The sequence below is a fragment of the Candidatus Lariskella endosymbiont of Epinotia ramella genome (genome assembly GCF_964019805.1).
Taxonomy (GTDB): domain Bacteria; phylum Pseudomonadota; class Alphaproteobacteria; order Rickettsiales; family Midichloriaceae; genus Lariskella.
Genome location: NZ_OZ026472.1, coordinates 882,983 through 900,263, shown reverse-complemented (window position 1 = coordinate 900,263; position 17,281 = coordinate 882,983). Strand labels below are relative to the sequence as shown.

Genomic DNA, 17,281 nt, shown 5'->3' with positions numbered 1-17,281 from the left:
TCTTTAGCATTTTTTTGGCAATACTGCGCTTATCTTTTTGATTATTATACAAAGCAATATATAATACCAGCATTAGAAGAAAAGAAGCCTTATCTCTCATATAGCAATATTAAGGTCAATAGACCTCTTGCATAACCATATAAATTGATTAAAATCCTTGATTTTATCAAGGATAACATGAAGTTTGAAAACATCAAAGATGAATACGCAGAAGAGTTTCGCAGGCTTACTGGCATTAAACGAGGAACGTTTGAAGTTATACTAAGTATATTAAAAGAAGCTGAAGCTATTTTAAAGTCTCAAGGTGGAAAACCCAATAAATTGGCTTTAGAAGATCGATTACTCATGACGCTTGAGTACTTGCGTGAATACAGGACATATTTTCATATTTCCCGCAGTTATGGAATAAGTGAAAGTGCCTGTTATCGTAATATACGTTGGATTGAAGATACTCTAATTAAAGATAAACGATTTTCACTACCTGGACGTAAAGCATTACTAAAAAGCGATTCTGAATACGAACTTGTGTTAATTGATGCTACTGAAACACCGATAGAACGACCTAAAAAAAACAGAAGCACTTTTATTCGGGAAAAAAGAGGCGACATACTCTAAAAACTCAGCTTATTGTGGATAAAAGGAAAAAAGAAATCATTTGCACTAATTTTTCTAATGGCAAGCGTCATGATTTCAGGTTATTTAAAGAATCCGGAGTTCACATCCACCCTGAGATTAAAGTTCTTACAGATACTGGTTATCAAGGCATTGATAAGTTGCATTATAATTCAGAGTTACCAAAGAAAAAGACAAAAAAGCGACCACTAAGCAGGAAAGATAAAAAGAAAAATCGTCAATTGTCTAGTGAACGTGTTTTAAATGAAAACGTCATAGGCATGATCAAACGATTTAAAATTATCGCTGATCGTTATAGGAACAGAAGAAAACGATTCGGTTTAAGGTTTAATTTACTTGCTGGTATCTATAACTTTGAGCTTTAAATAGGTTATGCAAGAGGTCTAATAAATATCTATTTTCTATTGCGTTGGAGGATTTTCAGCTAACCTATAACCTAGATGAAGCTAGAGAGGATTTGCTTAAAGGGTATTATGGCAATATAAAGGATTTGAAGCTAGTTGCCGCAACTAGAAAACCTCTTATAATACGACATATTCCAATCATAAACTTGAATAGAATATCATCTGATTTTAACTTACAAACGTTTGACACATCTTCTAGTAATGAACCTCAACGAGCAGAAGTATATGACTTTGTCCTCAGCTTTCGGAGTTCAAATGACAATCTGCAAAACATCTCAATAAAGTCTGGTGCTATACTACTGTATGATGCAAAAAATGGTGATGCAGTATGGGCTGCGCAAGATATTAATTTCAGCAGAGACTCAAAATCTATTCAAGAAATAGAAAATGTAGATTATTTGCTTGAATGTACAGTTATACGAAATAAAGTAGACTTTTTTAATGCTACTACAATGCTAGGTGATAACTTTACTCAACAGGAAGACGATGCTTTTAATAAAGTTGTAACCAATTTAACTGCACTATCTCTACCAGCACGCTATAAGTTGAATGTACAAACTAAATATACTAATGAAATACGTGATTTCGTTATAAAGCTTTTACGCAAAGAATTCGAAAGTGATGAAATAAAAGAATTTGAAAAGATTCAAAATAAATATTATAATATAGATATAATACTTACTGCAAATGATAGGCATTTTAATGAAAAACTTGATATTAAACTCGTAAGTTCTGACTCTCTCGCGCTAAACCTAAATATTTTGACAGCAAAAAAACACAGTGATAATGATATTTATTTAACAGAAGCTTTCGATGTATTATACCCATTTGCTTCCAATATGTTACCAAATCTTAAAGCAGCAAGAAGCGAGCTGTATGAAGTACTATATCCTATTTTAAACATAAAGAATATATCGCTTGCTTGTGATTTAAAGCATGCGTACTCTCAAAAAGCACCTTTAAATATGTCATGTACATTTAATGTAGATGGTAATATACTTAATGCTATATTACAAAAATATTTGAATACTAAAACAACTCATCTTAGTTTATATACTCCTTCAATTCAAAGAACAGTAACAAACTTACTCGATTATATAGAATATAAATTGTCTCCACTTTATAAGAAGCTAACAGATCAAGACCTTATTAAATCTTCTGTCAATCTTCGAGCTGCACTACTTGAAGCTTTAAATCCTATTTGCGAGAGAAATTCTCATGATTGCGACTTAAAAATTTCATATAACGATTTGGAGAATGATAAAAGCTTAAATATAAATGGCAAAGAACTAGATGTATTATTGCAATCTCCAGAATGGCAAAGTTTATCTTCTATAATTCTGCAATTTAATAGTGATAAACCATAGTATAATCAGTATAAAGTCGCCTGCGTCATAACTCTAAGGAACATATGGTTTATCTTGATTGCAAGCGTTTATGGTGCGCATAAATCCAGCAGAAAAAGCGGCAAAATTGCTCAAAACCTTATGTATTTTGAGCGGTAGTATCTAAAGTAGTATTTGCAAGTATAGGCAAGTTATATATCCGAAAATTAGCGTAGGGCAGTTCTAAAAGCTAATTTTTATACATGTAATTTTTGACGGATAGACCAAAAATAGCGTATTTTTTTGCATGTTGTTGGATATAAACATGATAAAAAACTCTTGCAATACTCTACTGTACTTACCTTTTTATTCTCTCAACTTAAATTAGTTTGTCAGTTAAAAATTGAGTTGCTCAGCAAATCTATTGTTAGCGTATAGACTATTCTATTTTCCTGATGCACATAGCAATCACAACTTAAAGCATTAATATTCTAATTAAATATTTATAATTTCATAGACTCTGCTACAATACAAAAACTTGTAATAACCCTACATAAGGAATCTGTGTGTTGTATTCAGAGTGAAAGTTATAAATTTGCCTCTAAACGCTAAAATATTCTCAGAACATGCTGTGATTTTCTTACTGGCTCATCTTAAGCAGCATATTAAAACGAATCTCTCAAAACCTCGTTCTTTAAAAGTACGTGCAAGCAAAAGCAATGCCTTTACCCGCATTAAGCGATGTGCTTTACCTTGAGCATCAAAACATGCTCATAGAAATACAAAATTTATCTCATATAGCACGAACAGGAGTTATCATAGTGTTTGAGAATGGATGTTTCAGTACTATAACAAGAGTTTTTATCAAAAATTACTATTGAAATTTTTTCAACAGTGAAAACGCATTGATTGAATATCTCAACTGTAAGCAAGGTGTTATTCATATTTTTATTTCAATTCGATGATGAAGTCTCGTGCATTGTAAAGAAGAAATAATCAAAGATTGTTATATAGATTTGATAGCTTATTCAAATTTTTCACATTGATGTTATTACATTTATAAATCTAACTGACTAATAATATTAAGGTTAAACATGCATACAGTAGATTTGACAATCGTTATAATTTATCTCATAGCATGTGTATTGATTGGCTTATATAAATCAAAATCAGTCAAGACACTTAAAGAATATACTCTAGGTAACGGATGTTTTTCTGATATCGTTATCGTCGCCACTTTATTTGCTACTGATATGGGAGCTACTCTTACAATGGGTAGTGTAGAAAAGATCTACATGTATGGAGTATTTTTCGCAGTAGCGCGTATGTTGGTACCTGTAACCTGGTTGATTATGGTTTGGGTATATGGAAAAAATATATCTCAATTCCGTCACTGTATTTCGATTAGTGACATTATGGAATCATTATACGGAAAAGTTGGCAGATGGGTTACTAACATAGCATCAGTATTAGTCTCAACTTCAATTATAGCGTTGCAGGCTACGGCAATGGGTTATATTTTAAATTACTTTTTTAAGATTCCTGATTCTTTTGCTATTATTGTTAGCGTGTCTGCATTGGTAATTTATTCAGCATTTGGAGGGATACATGCGGTTGCAATCACTGATGTATTTCAATTCGCTGTATTTATGATAGCCATCCCTATAACATGTTCCATTGCATATCATGACGTTGGTGAGTATGAAGGTATAATTCAATCTTTACCTAAAGAGATGTTTACATTGAATATCAATAAAGAGAATATTTGGCTATTTTTAGGCTTTATGTTTTATAATTTGCTTCCGCAATCTTGTGGTACTTTTATTCAGCGTTTTTTAATAAGCAAAGATACTGTACAACTCACCAAATGTATGAAAATTGTTGCCATGCTACATATACCGCTTGCAGCAATTATATGTTCAATTGGCTTTATGATTAAAGCAAAAGCGCCTGATATATCTCCCAGTACTGCGTTTGTTTACTTCATTGAAAATTATGTATCAATTGGGCTGAAAGGTGTGATTATAGCAGGAATTTTAGCAGTAATAATGTCCACTGCAGATTCATGGCTTAACACTACAAGTGTACTCACTGTTCACGATATAATTAGAAAGTTAGTGCCTTTAACAGAAAAGCAGGCTTTAATTAGTGCAAAAGTTATGACTTTCATTATAGGTTTTCTAGCCATTCTTTTAACTTTAACTGGAAAAGGAATAATAGAACTTGGTTTATTAGCAAGTAGTTTTTGGGAGCCATTGATATTGATACCTCTTGCTGCAGGATTTCTGAAATTTAGAACAAATAATAAATCATTCGTGACTTCCAGTATATTAGCTGTAGTTTGTACTGCAACTAGTGGTTATATAGTTGGAGATTTAGGTTGTGACAAGTTTGATATGTGGTGTTTTAGGTAGTGCTGTAGGCTTATTTGGGATGCATTATTGGCAAGTGTCTCAAAGGTTGATAAATAATGGATAATAAATTTATTTTTGACGATTAGTCATTCTATGCCTTTTAAGCTTGTCATAAGTCTATCCGTCAAAAATTGATTGGCCACAAGTGTTCAATAGACCTCTTGCATAACCTATTTAAAGCTCAAAGTTATAGATACCAGCAAGTAAATTAAACCTTAAACCGAATCGTTTTCTTCTGTTCCTATAACGATCAGCGATAATTTTAAATCGTTTGATCATGCCTATGACGTTTTCATTTAAAACACGTTCACTAGACAATTGACGATTTTTCTTTTTATCTTTCCTGCTTAGTGGTCGCTTTTTTGTCTTTTTCTTTGGTAACTCTGAATTATAATGCAACTTATCAATGCCTTGATAACCAGTATCTGTAAGAACTTTAATCTCAGGGTGGATGTGAACTCCGGATTCTTTAAATAACCTGAAATCATGACGCTTGCCATTAGAAAAATTAGTGCAAATGATTTCTTTTTTCCTTTTATCCACAATAAGCTGAGTTTTTAGAGTATGTCGCCTCTTTTTTCCCGAATAAAAGTGCTTCTGTTTTTTTTAGGTCGTTCTATCGGTGTTTCAGTAGCATCAATTAACACAAGTTCGTATTCAGAATCGCTTTTTAGTAATGCTTTACGTCCAGGTAGTGAAAATCGTTTATCTTTAATTAGAGTATCTTCAATCCAACGTATATTACGATAACAGGCACTTTCACTTATTCCATAACTGCGGGAAATATGAAAATATGTCCTGTATTCACGCAAGTACTCAAGCGTCATGAGTAATCGATCTTCTAAAGCCAATTTATTGGGTTTTCCACCTTGAGACTTTAAAATAGCTTCAGCTTCTTTTAATATACTTAGTATAACTTCAAACGTTCCTCGTTTAATGCCAGTAAGCCTGCGAAACTCTTCTGCGTATTCATCTTTGATGTTTTCAAACTTCATGTTATCCTTGATAAAATCAAGGATTTTAATCAATTTATATGGTTATGCAAGAGGTCTATTGTACAAAAATTAGTTTTTAGAACGGCTCTGCGCTAATTTGCGGGTATATAATTTTGTCCGATGCTTGCAACCGATATAAATCCCTCCACTTCTTAGAGTGATGACGCAAAGACGACTTAATATCCAATACAATCTAATATTATACCCTGCATTTTTTCTATACATTCTTTTTGAAACAGTGTTTTAGATTTTATCTCACTCTTAATGCCATATTTTTTCCTAATATCTTGATATAATTCTGCTGAATATGGTTTAAATTTACATGTTTCATTATAGTAATAAGATGCAATAAAGAGCTGCGATAAGCCGGGATTCTCTATTATAGAGCGTCTAGCTTTATGAAGTGCTTTTGCTAATAGAACTCTAACTTCATTATTTTCTTCCAATTTTATGCTGCCATGAAGTATAGCATCTCTTTTTTCTGCTAAATTGCATGAGATCTTGTTAAATATAAGATAATTATTGCCACTAAAAAACAATATGATGCATTTTTAATGCGATAATTTTAGTTTTTTGCCACTCAAGTTTTATGCTGGCGAGTGGAACAATGAATTGATTTAAGCTTGCTATTCTAGAATGTTCAAAATTCATTATTTTTGAAACACGCGTTAGTTGTTTGTCAGAAAATTCAGAATTTAAAAATCTTGTCATCTGCTCTGTGTTATATGGATCATTTGTAACGTCTGCCATTGCTGACATCACGAAGATATTTATGGCGAAACGCTGTTTGAAGCCACATTAAACCACCTTTCAAATATGCCTTGAAAATGTTTTTTTCTATATCTAGAGTCATGGCTAGACAATTATAAACTATGTTATTCGCATGTTATTTATATGACAATCAAAGATAAAGGAATTAATTCGCATTTTCTAGTAAAAAATGGCGCGATTATCAATCTTTATTCGGCTTTATTGCTGCATTTTCGATACTATTCGCAAAATTTGCTCTTAATAAAGTGGCGCCCTATGAAATGGCACTCGGCAGCTCACTTTGTGTCTGTATAATATGCAGTTTTTTATATAAAAAGCTATCAATCAAGATATCAAGAGCTATTTTGCCAGCATTACTTATAGTTAGTATAATAAACGCGCTGAGCGAGTTATTTTGGTTTGTTAGTCTTGCTGGGCTCCCGCCGATAACCTTCAGCTTATTAAGTCGCACTAAGGTAGTCTTTGCATTTTTTCTTTCTATATCGATTTTTAAGGACAAGGTGAAATACCTGGATATATTTCTAGTGCTATTAATTATACTTGGCAGCATCATGTTTATTATACATGATGATAATAAGCTGAAGTTTGACACTTTATATGTTCTTGCAGCACTATCTTCTTCATTTTTGTATGCAGTTACATAGTCCATCCGCCAAAAGTATGGATTTTAGCTTTTGAAATGCCTTGTTACAACTTTATATTGTGTGTTTTGCTGCTCATGTAATGGTACCTGTGTCAATTTATTGTGATTTTTTATGGCAGAACGGGAAAAATGTCTGTAAGGCGTTCAAAATGCTGCGTTTTAAGCATGCGTCCTCTATTGCCACTTTGTAGCATTTGATTTTGATATGTTTAAATTCAGGTGATTAGCCAGATAAGGTGCGCTCTATCGCCTTCAGATTCATGCCTATGGCTGATATGAATGGATTTATTATATCTCCTATTATACCTCGCAGATAATTACGTCCAAGACGACCAAAATGCTTCAAATGTCCGATTATAGGCTCAATTGCACTTCTTCGCTTCATCATCTTTTTATCAGCAAAACTAAGGCTTTTCTTGGTATATGGCGTATATACTTTGCTTTTGGACTTTAAATTATTACCTCGGTAACCAAGGTCCACAAATATCTTTTTGGGATCTTCTGCAACCTTTTTCACCTCATCAACCATCTCAGATAGTGTATGTCCATCGTATGGATTTCCATGAAATGACTTTATTCCAACTATGAAATTACCTCTGCCACTCACCGCTATACCAACCTTGTTGCCGAATTCGTATGGTTTGTGCAATTTGCCTTTGCCTATGCACTCAACAGCAGGTTCATGGAAACTATATAGTACCTTATTTTCTTTTTTGTAATCCTCTTTGGCACGTTTGCAAAGTACAGATTGATTATAGATCATATTAGCTTTTTCTAGAATTGCTGCGGCTTCTGGTGAAATAGTCAATGACAGTTTTGCAATACCACGATGGCAAAATCTTATTAGACGGCCAAGCCTGCTTTTCAGCTTCTTCATCTGATTAATCCGCTTTTTGGACTTGCTATCATCACGATATTTCCAAACCTTCATTATTCCACGCTTGTAGTACTTTGCATATGTATCATTTAGCGATATACCTTGATCCTTGCAAAGCTCAACTATCTGAAAACGCGCCTTTTCCATTAGATGACAATCATGTGGATGTTTTATATGCTTTGGCTGAACTGTCGTATCAATAATCACGGCTGCCAAATCTTTTTTTTAACTGTGCCAATCTTACAGCCTATTCTGACAAGCTCCTTTAATATCTCACGACACCCAGATTCTCCTAAAGCTTGACGAAATCTTCTTATGCAACTTTCAGATACAATTATGTCATTTTTGAAATAGTCATATCCACAAAAATACTGCCAATAGGAATTTTCCTGAAGCTCCTCCTCAGTATAACAATCAGAGGCACTTGAAATGGCTTGCAACATAAACAAACCAAGCATAACACGACGGTCTTTACGGCTTCTACCATATCGTTTCACAGAAACTTTACCAAAAATTCGCTCATCAAGACCACACCAATCAACTATCGATCTTAATTTATATAACTTGTGTTTGGGATTCAAACTATTAGATAATCTCTCCTCAAATATTCTACTTTGAGTATTATTAATTTGCACTTCTTCTGATGGCATATAATACAAATCCGTAAGTTTTTTGGGATATTATAACATTTTCTTACGGATTAAAAACACTATTTTGATACTCTAAACATTATTTTATGCCTCTTCCAAGACTTTTGGTGCGTGTACTACATATGCACTAGCAAAGCTTATGCATGCCCAAATTTCAGTTTATTCCACACTCTTTTTTAACAGCATTGCAAGTTTGATCATTTTAAGTATTTTCTTTGCATGTTATGAAGACTCAATAAAACTTACCCCTGGAATCAAACAATATGCCATGATTATCCTCTCTTCTCTGTTTTTCCTGCTGTCCACAGCATTGCTACTGAAGGGTGTACATATGATTCCATTTTGGCAGTCTGGAATATTTAGAGCTCTCACTCCTTTAATACTTGCAGCAATTTCTCTGCCATTTTTTGATGAAAATTTCAGTATAGTGAATATATTAGGAGCCTTTATTATTCTTATCTCTCTACTTTTGATAAATCTCCGTAAATAATCTGTCAAAAATTCATTTGCGTAGCAAATAAATTTTTGCTGAAAGTTAAATAAATTAGCTTTGGAATGGCCAAGCACCAATTTTCTGCAGAACTTTTGGTGCATTATAACTGCTTGAAACCAACATAAATCCTCTAGCTTCTTAGGGTTATGACGCAACAATGATGTGGTGTGTAAGGTGAGTTATTCATAAACATTAATAGATCATTTCTACCTCTAATCTTTCCACAATATTTCTCTCTCTTACAACGCAAAGTTACTTGTTTTGCAGCTTTTGACCAGACTCTCTATCTCGTAAAACTTCTCTTGAGTTTATCATGCATTTGAGTAGCATTATTACGGTTTTGCACATAATCTGAAAAACTCTTAGCAAGCTTTTGGTGCTCTGGTGCAGGATTTTCAGCTGTTGCAAATGTAACAAGCTGATCATTATTTGTATTAACTATTACTTTAATTAACTTTGCTTTATCTTCTACATTCCAAAAATTGTTGACTCGGTTTATCAGCATATCTAATGCTGATATTAACATATTACCATCTAGTTTTATTTTATCTCTCTCTTTAAGCATTGCGCTCACAATAGGTGGCACTTCTGATTCAATACTCTTATTTTCTTGACTGAGCAAGTAATCAAATAATTTTTGGTATTTCGGCATTGTATCTTGTGTTATTGTAGTTCTAGACAGTCTAAACATATTCAAATGCTATATAAATGGTTATCAATACTGTCTTAAGAGACAAGCGTTAAATTAAGATTAAAGATAGAATTATTTTTAATTATTCCAAAGATCATATGTAGTAATTTCATACCAGTTGTCAATTAAATGATTTCTATGCCGTAGATTTTTTAGGAGTTATAGGTTGTTTTCAGTTTGTTCAATAGACCTCTTGCATAACCTATTTAAAGCTCAAAGTTATAGATACCAGCAAGTAAATTAAACCTTAAACCGAATCGTTTTCTTCTGTTCCTATAACGATCAGCGATAATTTTAAATCGTTTGATCATGCCTATGACGTTTTCATTTAAAACACGTTCACTAGACAATTGACGATTTTTCTTTTTATCTTTCCTGCTTAGTGGTCGCTTTTTTGTCTTTTTCTTTGGTAACTCTGAATTATAATGCAACTTATCAATGCCTTGATAACCAGTATCTGTAAGAACTTTAATCTCAGGGTGGATGTGAACTCCGGATTCTTTAAATAACCTGAAATCATGACGCTTGCCATTAGAAAAATTAGTGCAAATGATTTCTTTTTTCCTTTTATCCACAATAAGCTGAGTTTTTAGAGTATGTCGCCTCTTTTTTCCCGAATAAAAGTGCTTCTGTTTTTTTTAGGTCGTTCTATCGGTGTTTCAGTAGCATCAATTAACACAAGTTCGTATTCAGAATCGCTTTTTAGTAATGCTTTACGTCCAGGTAGTGAAAATCGTTTATCTTTAATTAGAGTATCTTCAATCCAACGTATATTACGATAACAGGCACTTTCACTTATTCCATAACTGCGGGAAATATGAAAATATGTCCTGTATTCACGCAAGTACTCAAGCGTCATGAGTAATCGATCTTCTAAAGCCAATTTATTGGGTTTTCCACCTTGAGACTTTAAAATAGCTTCAGCTTCTTTTAATATACTTAGTATAACTTCAAACGTTCCTCGTTTAATGCCAGTAAGCCTGCGAAACTCTTCTGCGTATTCATCTTTGATGTTTTCAAACTTCATGTTATCCTTGATAAAATCAAGGATTTTAATCAATTTATATGGTTATGCAAGAGGTCTAATAAATAAAAATATCTTATGCAAAAGGATTGTACATCAATGCACTGTTTTGTTGATGATATTATGAAAGATTTGTCAGGCAATTTTACTACAATTCATAGTATGAAATGCTTAAGTATTAATCAGCAACTCATGTGCATTACTCTTCTTCAAAATTAACTTTGTTCCATAACTTATAAAAATGATGAACTGGCCCGCACCCTCTTCCCATTTCTTGATTAGCAGAAGCAAGTATTGCACCTGAGAGATATTGTTTAGCAAGTTCACAGGCTTTAAATAGCTGTACGCCACGTGCAAGAAAAGCGCAAATTGCAGCAGAAAGTGTACATCCTGTTCCATGTGTATTTTTAGATGTGATGCGCTTTGCCGTCAGTGTTTTACTAAAGCCGCTTTTATCCAAGAATAAATCAGAAGAATATGAGCTATTTTTATGCCCACCTTTTAGCAAGACCGCATTACATCCGAGTTCCAGCAAAGTTGATGCAGAAAGTTCAACTTCGTTATTTTTTCCACATAGAACGTGGCTCTCTGGTATATTCGGCGTAATTATTGTAGCAATTGGAATTAGCGATACTCTCAGTGCATCCACTGCATCATCCATTAATAAAGCATCTCCACTTTTTGCAATCATCACTGGATCCAAAACAATTGGAATATTTTTTGCTCTAGTACTTAAAAAACTCGCCACAAGTTCAATTATTTCCGCAGAAAATAGCATGCCTATCTTAATGCTATCAGGTCTTATATCATCAAAGATAGCTTCAAGTTGTTCTTCTATACATAAAAGCGGCAAATCATAACATTTTCTCACGCCGCACGTATTTTGCACAGGAACACTCGTGAGTACACTCATTCCGTAACACCCTATAGCTGAAAATGTTTTGATATCAGCATGAATACCAGCACCTCCTGACCCATCAAATCCAGCAATTGATAAGCACTTATATTTCACAATATCTCTCCAAAAAATTATATAAAATTGATTATCGACATTACGCAAAATTATATGACGATCATAAGTTTGAAATCCTCGTGCGCGCACTTATGCAAGCAGTGCCTAATGAAAAATTACATAAAAGACTATATGATAAATTCAACTACTCTATTTAGCATGAGTGAGCCTTTTCTGGTTGCTGCAATATGTGTTTTACCAAGTATTTCTTTATATTCTAAGATTCCAGCATTTATTAAGAATTCCACTGCAGTAAATTGTTTATTTGTTGTGGCTATTAATCCAAGTTCCATTCCTTCTTTTAGCCTCATTCCCATTAATATCTTCTCACTTCGAACTTCATCAATACTAAGTTGAGTTATACTTTGAAAAGCAGATTGCTCATTGACACTTTTTGTAAGCCATATTTCTGGATTATGATGCTGAAGAGCTGCGTATTTTACGCCATTTTGCTCATATCTACCATGTGCACCAGGACCTATTCCTAGATATTCATTATATCTCCAATAGCCAAAATTGTGTTTACATTCATAACCTTGCTTTGCATGATTTGAAATTTCATAGCTTGGCATATTCCACATAATATCTTGAGTGAGATTATAAAAATCAGCTGATAGATCTTCTGTCGGCATCTTAAATTCACCATTTTTATTTGACTTAAAGAACGGAGTACCCTTCTCTATTGTAAGTTGATATAACGAAACATGTTTAGATATGTAATGCTTTATCTCATTTAACTCAAATGCCCAATCATCTAGGGTTTGACCTGGAAGTGCATAGATAAAGTCTAGTGAATAATTACTAAAGTGTTTACTAGCAATCTCAATTGCATTCTTCGCTTCAGCTACGCTATGCTCGCGCCCTAAAAACTTCAGATTATTTTGATTAAAGCTTTGTATACCAAGTGAAACTCTGTTGATACCAATTGTTTTAAACGATTCGAATTTACTGCTCTCAACTGATGTTGGATTTGCTTCCAATGTAATCTCCACATATTTTGACATTTTGGATAAAGAAGCGATTTTCTCTAAAATTCCGCTGATGATCGATAGCGGAGCTAAAGATGGCGTGCCACCACCAAAAAATATACTTATCACTTCTTTTTCCGCAAGATATCTAGAATAGTATTCAATGTTCAATTTATATGCTTCCAACCACTCAATTTCATTTATATTCCTTGCTATATGACTATTGAAATCACAGTATGGACATTTTGATCTACAAAACGGCCAATGAATATATAATGAAACCTTATTATGACTCATATTGATCTTTGCTTTAGTTTTTGTATACTGTGACTGGCTAAAAGAGAAGTATTACGCGTCCCTTATTGATTGAGGCATTTTACTTAATGAGCAAATAGACTTTAGAATTATATTTAATGCTTTTAAAAGCGGTAGTTTTATAAATTAGCCAAAGAATATCGAATAATACTTAAAAATTTTAATGATAAGCAATATAATGCTTTTAAAAGTTGGAACTAGAACAAGCCCACTTGCCGTTGCACAGGCTAAAGCTGTTATATATAAAATTCAAGAAAATTTTTCAGATATAAAATGCGAAATAGTAAAGATTCAAACTACCGGTGATAGGTTATATCAAGCTGATTTGCATCTACTTGGAGGTAAAGGATTGTTCCTAAAAGAAATAGAAATGCAACTAATATCAAAAGAAATAGATATAGCAGTACACTCTATGAAAGATGTACCTGCCGTTACTCCAGAAGGTCTAATTATAGATTGCGTTCTAGAAAGAGAGGATCCAAGAGACGTTTTCATATCTTTAAATGCCAAATCACCAGAGGAACTTCATGAAGGTGCAATAGTCGGAACATGCTCAAGCAGAAGACGAGCTTTCTTGCAAAATTTCTATAAACAGGTCAAAGTTGAAAACCTAAGAGGCAACATAGAAACTAGAATCAGAAAATTACATAATGGAGTTGTGGATGCAATTGTAATAGCACTTGCAGGACTTAAACGACTGAATATGGTGGAACATGCAACTGCAGTGCTTGATGTTGATAAATTTATTCCTGCAATAGGTCAAGGTGCTATAGGTGTTGAATGTCGCATAGATGACAATAAAGTAATAGAAATACTTCAATCAATTCATCATGCAGAAACTCACTGCTGTATCTTGGCAGAAAGAGCATTTTTAAAAGCATTTGGTGGGGATTGTTCAACTCCAATTGCTGCATATGCTAAACTAGTTGACAATGAGATTTTCTTTAACTCTTCATTCTTTGAGGTCAATCGCAAAAAAATGATCTACTCAAAGCTGCATGCTAAAGCATCTGATGCTATCTTAGTTGGTCAAAAAGCTGCTGCAGAAATATTAAGTCTAATTTAGTTGCTGTATTCCAAATATCACATATTTGAGTTGTTTATACTCGAATATCCGCGTATCTTCATAAAGACTCTCAGCTTTATTCGATGTATTGCTAATATCTTAATTAATATATTCCGTTTTAACTTATAGCATAGACAATTATTTTCTTGTAAAATGATCTAACGGTTTTGCATTGTGATGTGGTATAAGTGAGCTGTGTTGCGGCCCGGAGGAAGCAAATCTATTGGGTTACTACTTGTACGTATTTTCATTAAGCGGTGTGGGAGCTATGCTGAAACTATTATCTTCTATTTCATTAAGCGACCTTTATAAGCTAGATAATTTAAAAATATTAGATCAAGAATTTTTAAAATCGCTAAATAATGCAGATAAATTTACATTTGATGCGTTGATTTCCGCAAGAAATGCCGAATTATCTAAAAAAGATGAGCAAAATTTGATTATAAAACTTGCTCCTTTTCTAGAAAAATTTATCGCTCTGCTATTTGGTATAGAAAGCGAAATAGAGGTAATAAGAAAAAAACATTTGCTACTTGAAGTATTAATATCTTGTCAAAAAAATTTTGTACAAAGACGCGTAGCTAAGCAACTATGTATAACAAATGAGGTTATATATTCTAAAATAGAAAAATCTATTGTCTTACTAAAACAAGAAGGAGTGCTGCTTGATAGTGATATTAATTTTGCAGAATCTGTGACGGAGTGGCAAAAAGATGAAGAGAGGAATGCTCATCTAATTAGTGCTGCTGAAATATACACTGCTTGGGCACTTCAAACAGAAGATGGTCGTGCACAGCATAAGAATAGCGTGCTTTTCAAAATCCCACATAAAAAAAATTATGAGAACCTTGTAGATAGAAATGCATGCAACACAAATGCAAGAATTAGAGAAGATTTTACAACTCATTCAAAAGATATAACACTTGAGCATTCAGTTTATAATGCAAATTATTGCATCTACTGCCACAACCAAGAAAAGGATTTTTGCTCAATTGGCGCGAAAAATAAAAGTTGTAGTGATAAGAATTTTGCAATCAATCCTTTAGCAATAGAATTGACCGGTTGCCCACTTGAAGAAAAGATTTCAGCTATGAATTATCTGAAAAAGCAGGGACATATAATCGGGGCACTTGCAACTGCAGTTGTGGATAATCCGATGGTGGCAGCTACTGGCTATAGAATATGTAATGATTGCATGAAATCATGTATATATGTTGCTGGTGATTCTAAAGATTCAGCTGGAAATGCATATCAAAAACAACTACCTGTTGATATACCATTAATAGAGACAGAAAATCTAGATCAGGTACTTAATCTACCATATGGCTTTGAAATATATAGCCTTTTAACTAGGTGGAATCCTTTAAAATTTAAGCACTATTTACCAAAAGAAATAAATAAATATAAAATTTTAATTGCAGGTCTGGGGCCTGCAGGCTTTACACTTGCCCATTATTTATTGAATGCAGGATTTACTGTAGTTGCTATAGATGGTTTAAAGATTGAACCTCTTGCTCCTGAAATCTCTGGGATAGATCAACTTGGGAGAAGACATGATTTTAAGGAAATAAAAGATATTAATGATATATATGATGATTTAAAGAATAGAGTACCACAAGGCTTTGGTGGCGTCATGGAATATGGAATAACTTCACGCTGGAATAAAAATTATTTAAAAGTAATTAGGCTGTTGCTCGAGAGAAGAGAAAATTTCCGTATGTATGATAGCACAAGGTTTGGTAGCTCAATTGATTACAATACCGCTGCTTCTTTAGGGTTTGATCATATAGCTCTTGCACTAGGCGCAGGGAAGCCAAATATTCCAGATATTCCTAATTTACTTGTGAAAGGAGTGAGAACTGCTTCTGATTTCTTAATGACACTACAGTTGCTTGGCTCACATATAGAAGGTAGCATAGCTAGCCTTCAGATAAGATTGCCAATACTTGTGATAGGTGGGGGGTTAACAGCTATAGATACTGCTGCTGAGAGTCTTGCATATTATCCCCTACAAGTTGAGAGATTTTTGCGCGCATATGAAAAGCTTGGTCCAAGAATACTTGATCATCTGAACGAAGAAGAATTGGAGATAGCACAGGAATTTATAATGCATGCCGCAATTATTAGAGAAGCTCCAGAGAAAAAATTAATGCTCTTGAAAAAGTGGGGTGGAGTGAAAGTGATCTACCGCAAATCTATACAGGAATCACCTAGTTATAGATTAAATCATGAAGAAGTACAAAAAGCACTGGAAGAGGGAGTAGAATTTATAGACAACATAATCCCTACAGAAATTGAAGTTGATAGGTTTGGCGGTGTTTCACTGCTGAAGCATCAAACTGGAAGTATGAAAGCAAAAACAATCTTGATAGCAACTGGCACACATCCAAATACTACGATTGCCTCTGAAGATGCAGAACATTTTAAATTAAATGGAACACATTTCGTGTTAGTTGACGAAAAAAATAATCCTGTTGTTGCCGAGAAAACTCCAAAACCTAAACATACGTTTCTATTAAGTGATGCACTGTCAAATCCTAGTATTAGCCATTTAGGTGATATGCATATTTCTTATAGTGGCAATGTTGTTAAAGCAATGGCAAGCGCAAAACATGGATGGGAGATAATAGAGAGACACATTTTAAATAAAGTACCAAACTCTGACTTACAACATACAACATTTTTTAATAAATTAGATAAAGAACTAATTGCAATTATTGAAGATGTTAAGAAACTTACAACGAATGTATTAGAGATTATAGTCAAAGCGCCACTAGCAGCAAAAAAATTCCAACCAGGGCAGTTTTATAGACTACAAAATTACTCTAAAAACTCCAAAAATAGAATGGAGGGAGTTGCTCTAACAGGTGCTTGGGTTAATAAGGAGCTTGGCCTTGTTGGCGTGATAATACTAAAATCAGGAGCATCTTCAGATATCTGCGCAACTCTGAAGAAAGGTAATATCGTTTCTTTCATGGGACCAACTGGTACTCCAACAGA

General features: G+C 33.6%; 13 protein-coding genes. 6 read left to right on the top strand and 7 right to left on the bottom strand.

Translation table 11 applies throughout. The features are described from left to right. Positions 1-177: 177 nt before the first annotated feature. The 3 genes from AACL20_RS03900 to AACL20_RS03890 all read left to right on the top strand — a co-directional run bounded on the left by AACL20_RS03900 (position 178) and on the right by AACL20_RS03890 (position 4,776). Positions 178-998, top strand: a protein-coding gene (locus tag AACL20_RS03900) for an IS5 family transposase (protein WP_339051669.1) whose coding sequence is annotated in 2 segments (ribosomal slippage) — positions 178-565 and positions 565-998 — 822 coding nt in all. Because the reading frame shifts where the segments join, the coding sequence is not laid out codon by codon here. Between the two features lie 185 nt (positions 999-1,183). Further along, positions 1,184-2,404 carry a hypothetical protein gene (locus AACL20_RS03895; RefSeq protein ID WP_339051734.1) on the top strand — a complete coding sequence of 407 codons (1,221 nt, stop codon included), beginning with the start codon at positions 1,184-1,186 and terminating at the stop codon, positions 2,402-2,404. 1,052 nt (positions 2,405-3,456) lie between these two features. Next, positions 3,457-4,776, top strand: a complete 1,320-nt coding sequence (locus tag AACL20_RS03890; protein ID WP_339051733.1) for a sodium:solute symporter family protein — start codon at positions 3,457-3,459, stop codon at positions 4,774-4,776. Between the two features lie 174 nt (positions 4,777-4,950). Here the strand turns inward: AACL20_RS03890 and AACL20_RS03885 are convergent. The 3 genes from AACL20_RS03885 to AACL20_RS03875 all read right to left on the bottom strand — a co-directional run bounded on the left by AACL20_RS03885 (position 4,951) and on the right by AACL20_RS03875 (position 6,530). Continuing rightward, a protein-coding gene (locus AACL20_RS03885; protein ID WP_339051669.1) for an IS5 family transposase occupies positions 4,951-5,771 on the bottom strand; the annotation gives its coding sequence in 2 pieces (ribosomal slippage) (positions 4,951-5,384 and positions 5,384-5,771; 822 coding nt in all). A 176-nt stretch (positions 5,772-5,947) separates the two neighbouring features. Next, positions 5,948-6,217 carry a hypothetical protein gene (locus AACL20_RS03880; RefSeq protein ID WP_339051732.1) on the bottom strand — a complete coding sequence of 90 codons (270 nt, stop codon included), beginning with the start codon at positions 6,215-6,217 and terminating at the stop codon, positions 5,948-5,950. An 82-nt stretch (positions 6,218-6,299) separates the two neighbouring features. Beyond that, complete coding sequence (locus AACL20_RS03875; RefSeq protein WP_339051731.1) at positions 6,300-6,530, bottom strand: hypothetical protein; 231 nt, start codon at positions 6,528-6,530, stop codon at positions 6,300-6,302. 212 nt (positions 6,531-6,742) lie between these two features. On the opposite strand from AACL20_RS03875, the gene AACL20_RS03870 reads away from it, so the two are divergent. Continuing rightward, positions 6,743-7,186, top strand: a complete 444-nt coding sequence (locus tag AACL20_RS03870; protein ID WP_339052672.1) for an EamA family transporter — start codon at positions 6,743-6,745, stop codon at positions 7,184-7,186. Between the two features lie 222 nt (positions 7,187-7,408). Here AACL20_RS03870 and AACL20_RS03865 read toward each other — a convergent pair whose 3' ends face one another. Further along, on the bottom strand, positions 7,409-8,209 hold the full coding sequence (locus AACL20_RS03865; RefSeq protein ID WP_339051716.1) for a transposase: 801 nt from the start codon (positions 8,207-8,209) through the stop codon (positions 7,409-7,411). A 56-nt stretch (positions 8,210-8,265) separates the two neighbouring features. After that, complete coding sequence (locus tag AACL20_RS03860; protein WP_339051717.1) at positions 8,266-8,712, bottom strand: transposase; 447 nt, start codon at positions 8,710-8,712, stop codon at positions 8,266-8,268. A gap of 139 nt (positions 8,713-8,851) precedes the next feature. On the opposite strand from AACL20_RS03860, the gene AACL20_RS06955 reads away from it, so the two are divergent. Next, on the top strand, positions 8,852-9,202 hold the full coding sequence (locus AACL20_RS06955) for an EamA family transporter (protein WP_410519898.1): 351 nt from the start codon (positions 8,852-8,854) through the stop codon (positions 9,200-9,202). Between the two features lie 286 nt (positions 9,203-9,488). On the opposite strand, the gene AACL20_RS03850 is transcribed toward AACL20_RS06955, so the two are convergent. Both AACL20_RS03850 and AACL20_RS03845 read right to left on the bottom strand, forming a co-directional pair. Beyond that, on the bottom strand, positions 9,489-9,896 hold the full coding sequence (locus tag AACL20_RS03850; protein WP_339051729.1) for a hypothetical protein: 408 nt from the start codon (positions 9,894-9,896) through the stop codon (positions 9,489-9,491). 206 nt (positions 9,897-10,102) lie between these two features. Next, a protein-coding gene (locus AACL20_RS03845; RefSeq protein WP_339051669.1) for an IS5 family transposase occupies positions 10,103-10,923 on the bottom strand; the annotation gives its coding sequence in 2 pieces (ribosomal slippage) (positions 10,103-10,536 and positions 10,536-10,923; 822 coding nt in all). Between AACL20_RS03845 and AACL20_RS03840 the strand changes: the two genes are divergently transcribed. Continuing rightward, a complete protein-coding gene (locus AACL20_RS03840) occupies positions 10,922-11,047 on the top strand; it encodes a hypothetical protein (protein ID WP_339051728.1) in 126 nt (41 codons plus the stop codon). The two genes, AACL20_RS03845 and AACL20_RS03840, sit on opposite strands and share 2 nt — an antisense overlap. Positions 11,048-17,281 lie beyond the last annotated feature (6,234 nt).

Coding starts and splice junctions, on each gene's coding strand:
- AACL20_RS03890 (WP_339051733.1), top strand. CDS start 3,457: ATGCATACAGTAGATTTGACAATCGTTATAATTTATCTCATAGCATGT.
- AACL20_RS03875 (WP_339051731.1), bottom strand. CDS start 6,530: ATGTCAGCAATGGCAGACGTTACAAATGATCCATATAACACAGAGCAG.
- AACL20_RS03865 (WP_339051716.1), bottom strand. CDS start 8,209: ATGGAAAAGGCGCGTTTTCAGATAGTTGAGCTTTGCAAGGATCAAGGT.
- AACL20_RS03860 (WP_339051717.1), bottom strand. CDS start 8,712: ATGCCATCAGAAGAAGTGCAAATTAATAATACTCAAAGTAGAATATTT.
- AACL20_RS06955 (WP_410519898.1), top strand. CDS start 8,852: ATGCATGCCCAAATTTCAGTTTATTCCACACTCTTTTTTAACAGCATT.
- AACL20_RS03850 (WP_339051729.1), bottom strand. CDS start 9,896: ATGTTTAGACTGTCTAGAACTACAATAACACAAGATACAATGCCGAAA.
- AACL20_RS03840 (WP_339051728.1), top strand. CDS start 10,922: ATGTTATCCTTGATAAAATCAAGGATTTTAATCAATTTATATGGTTAT.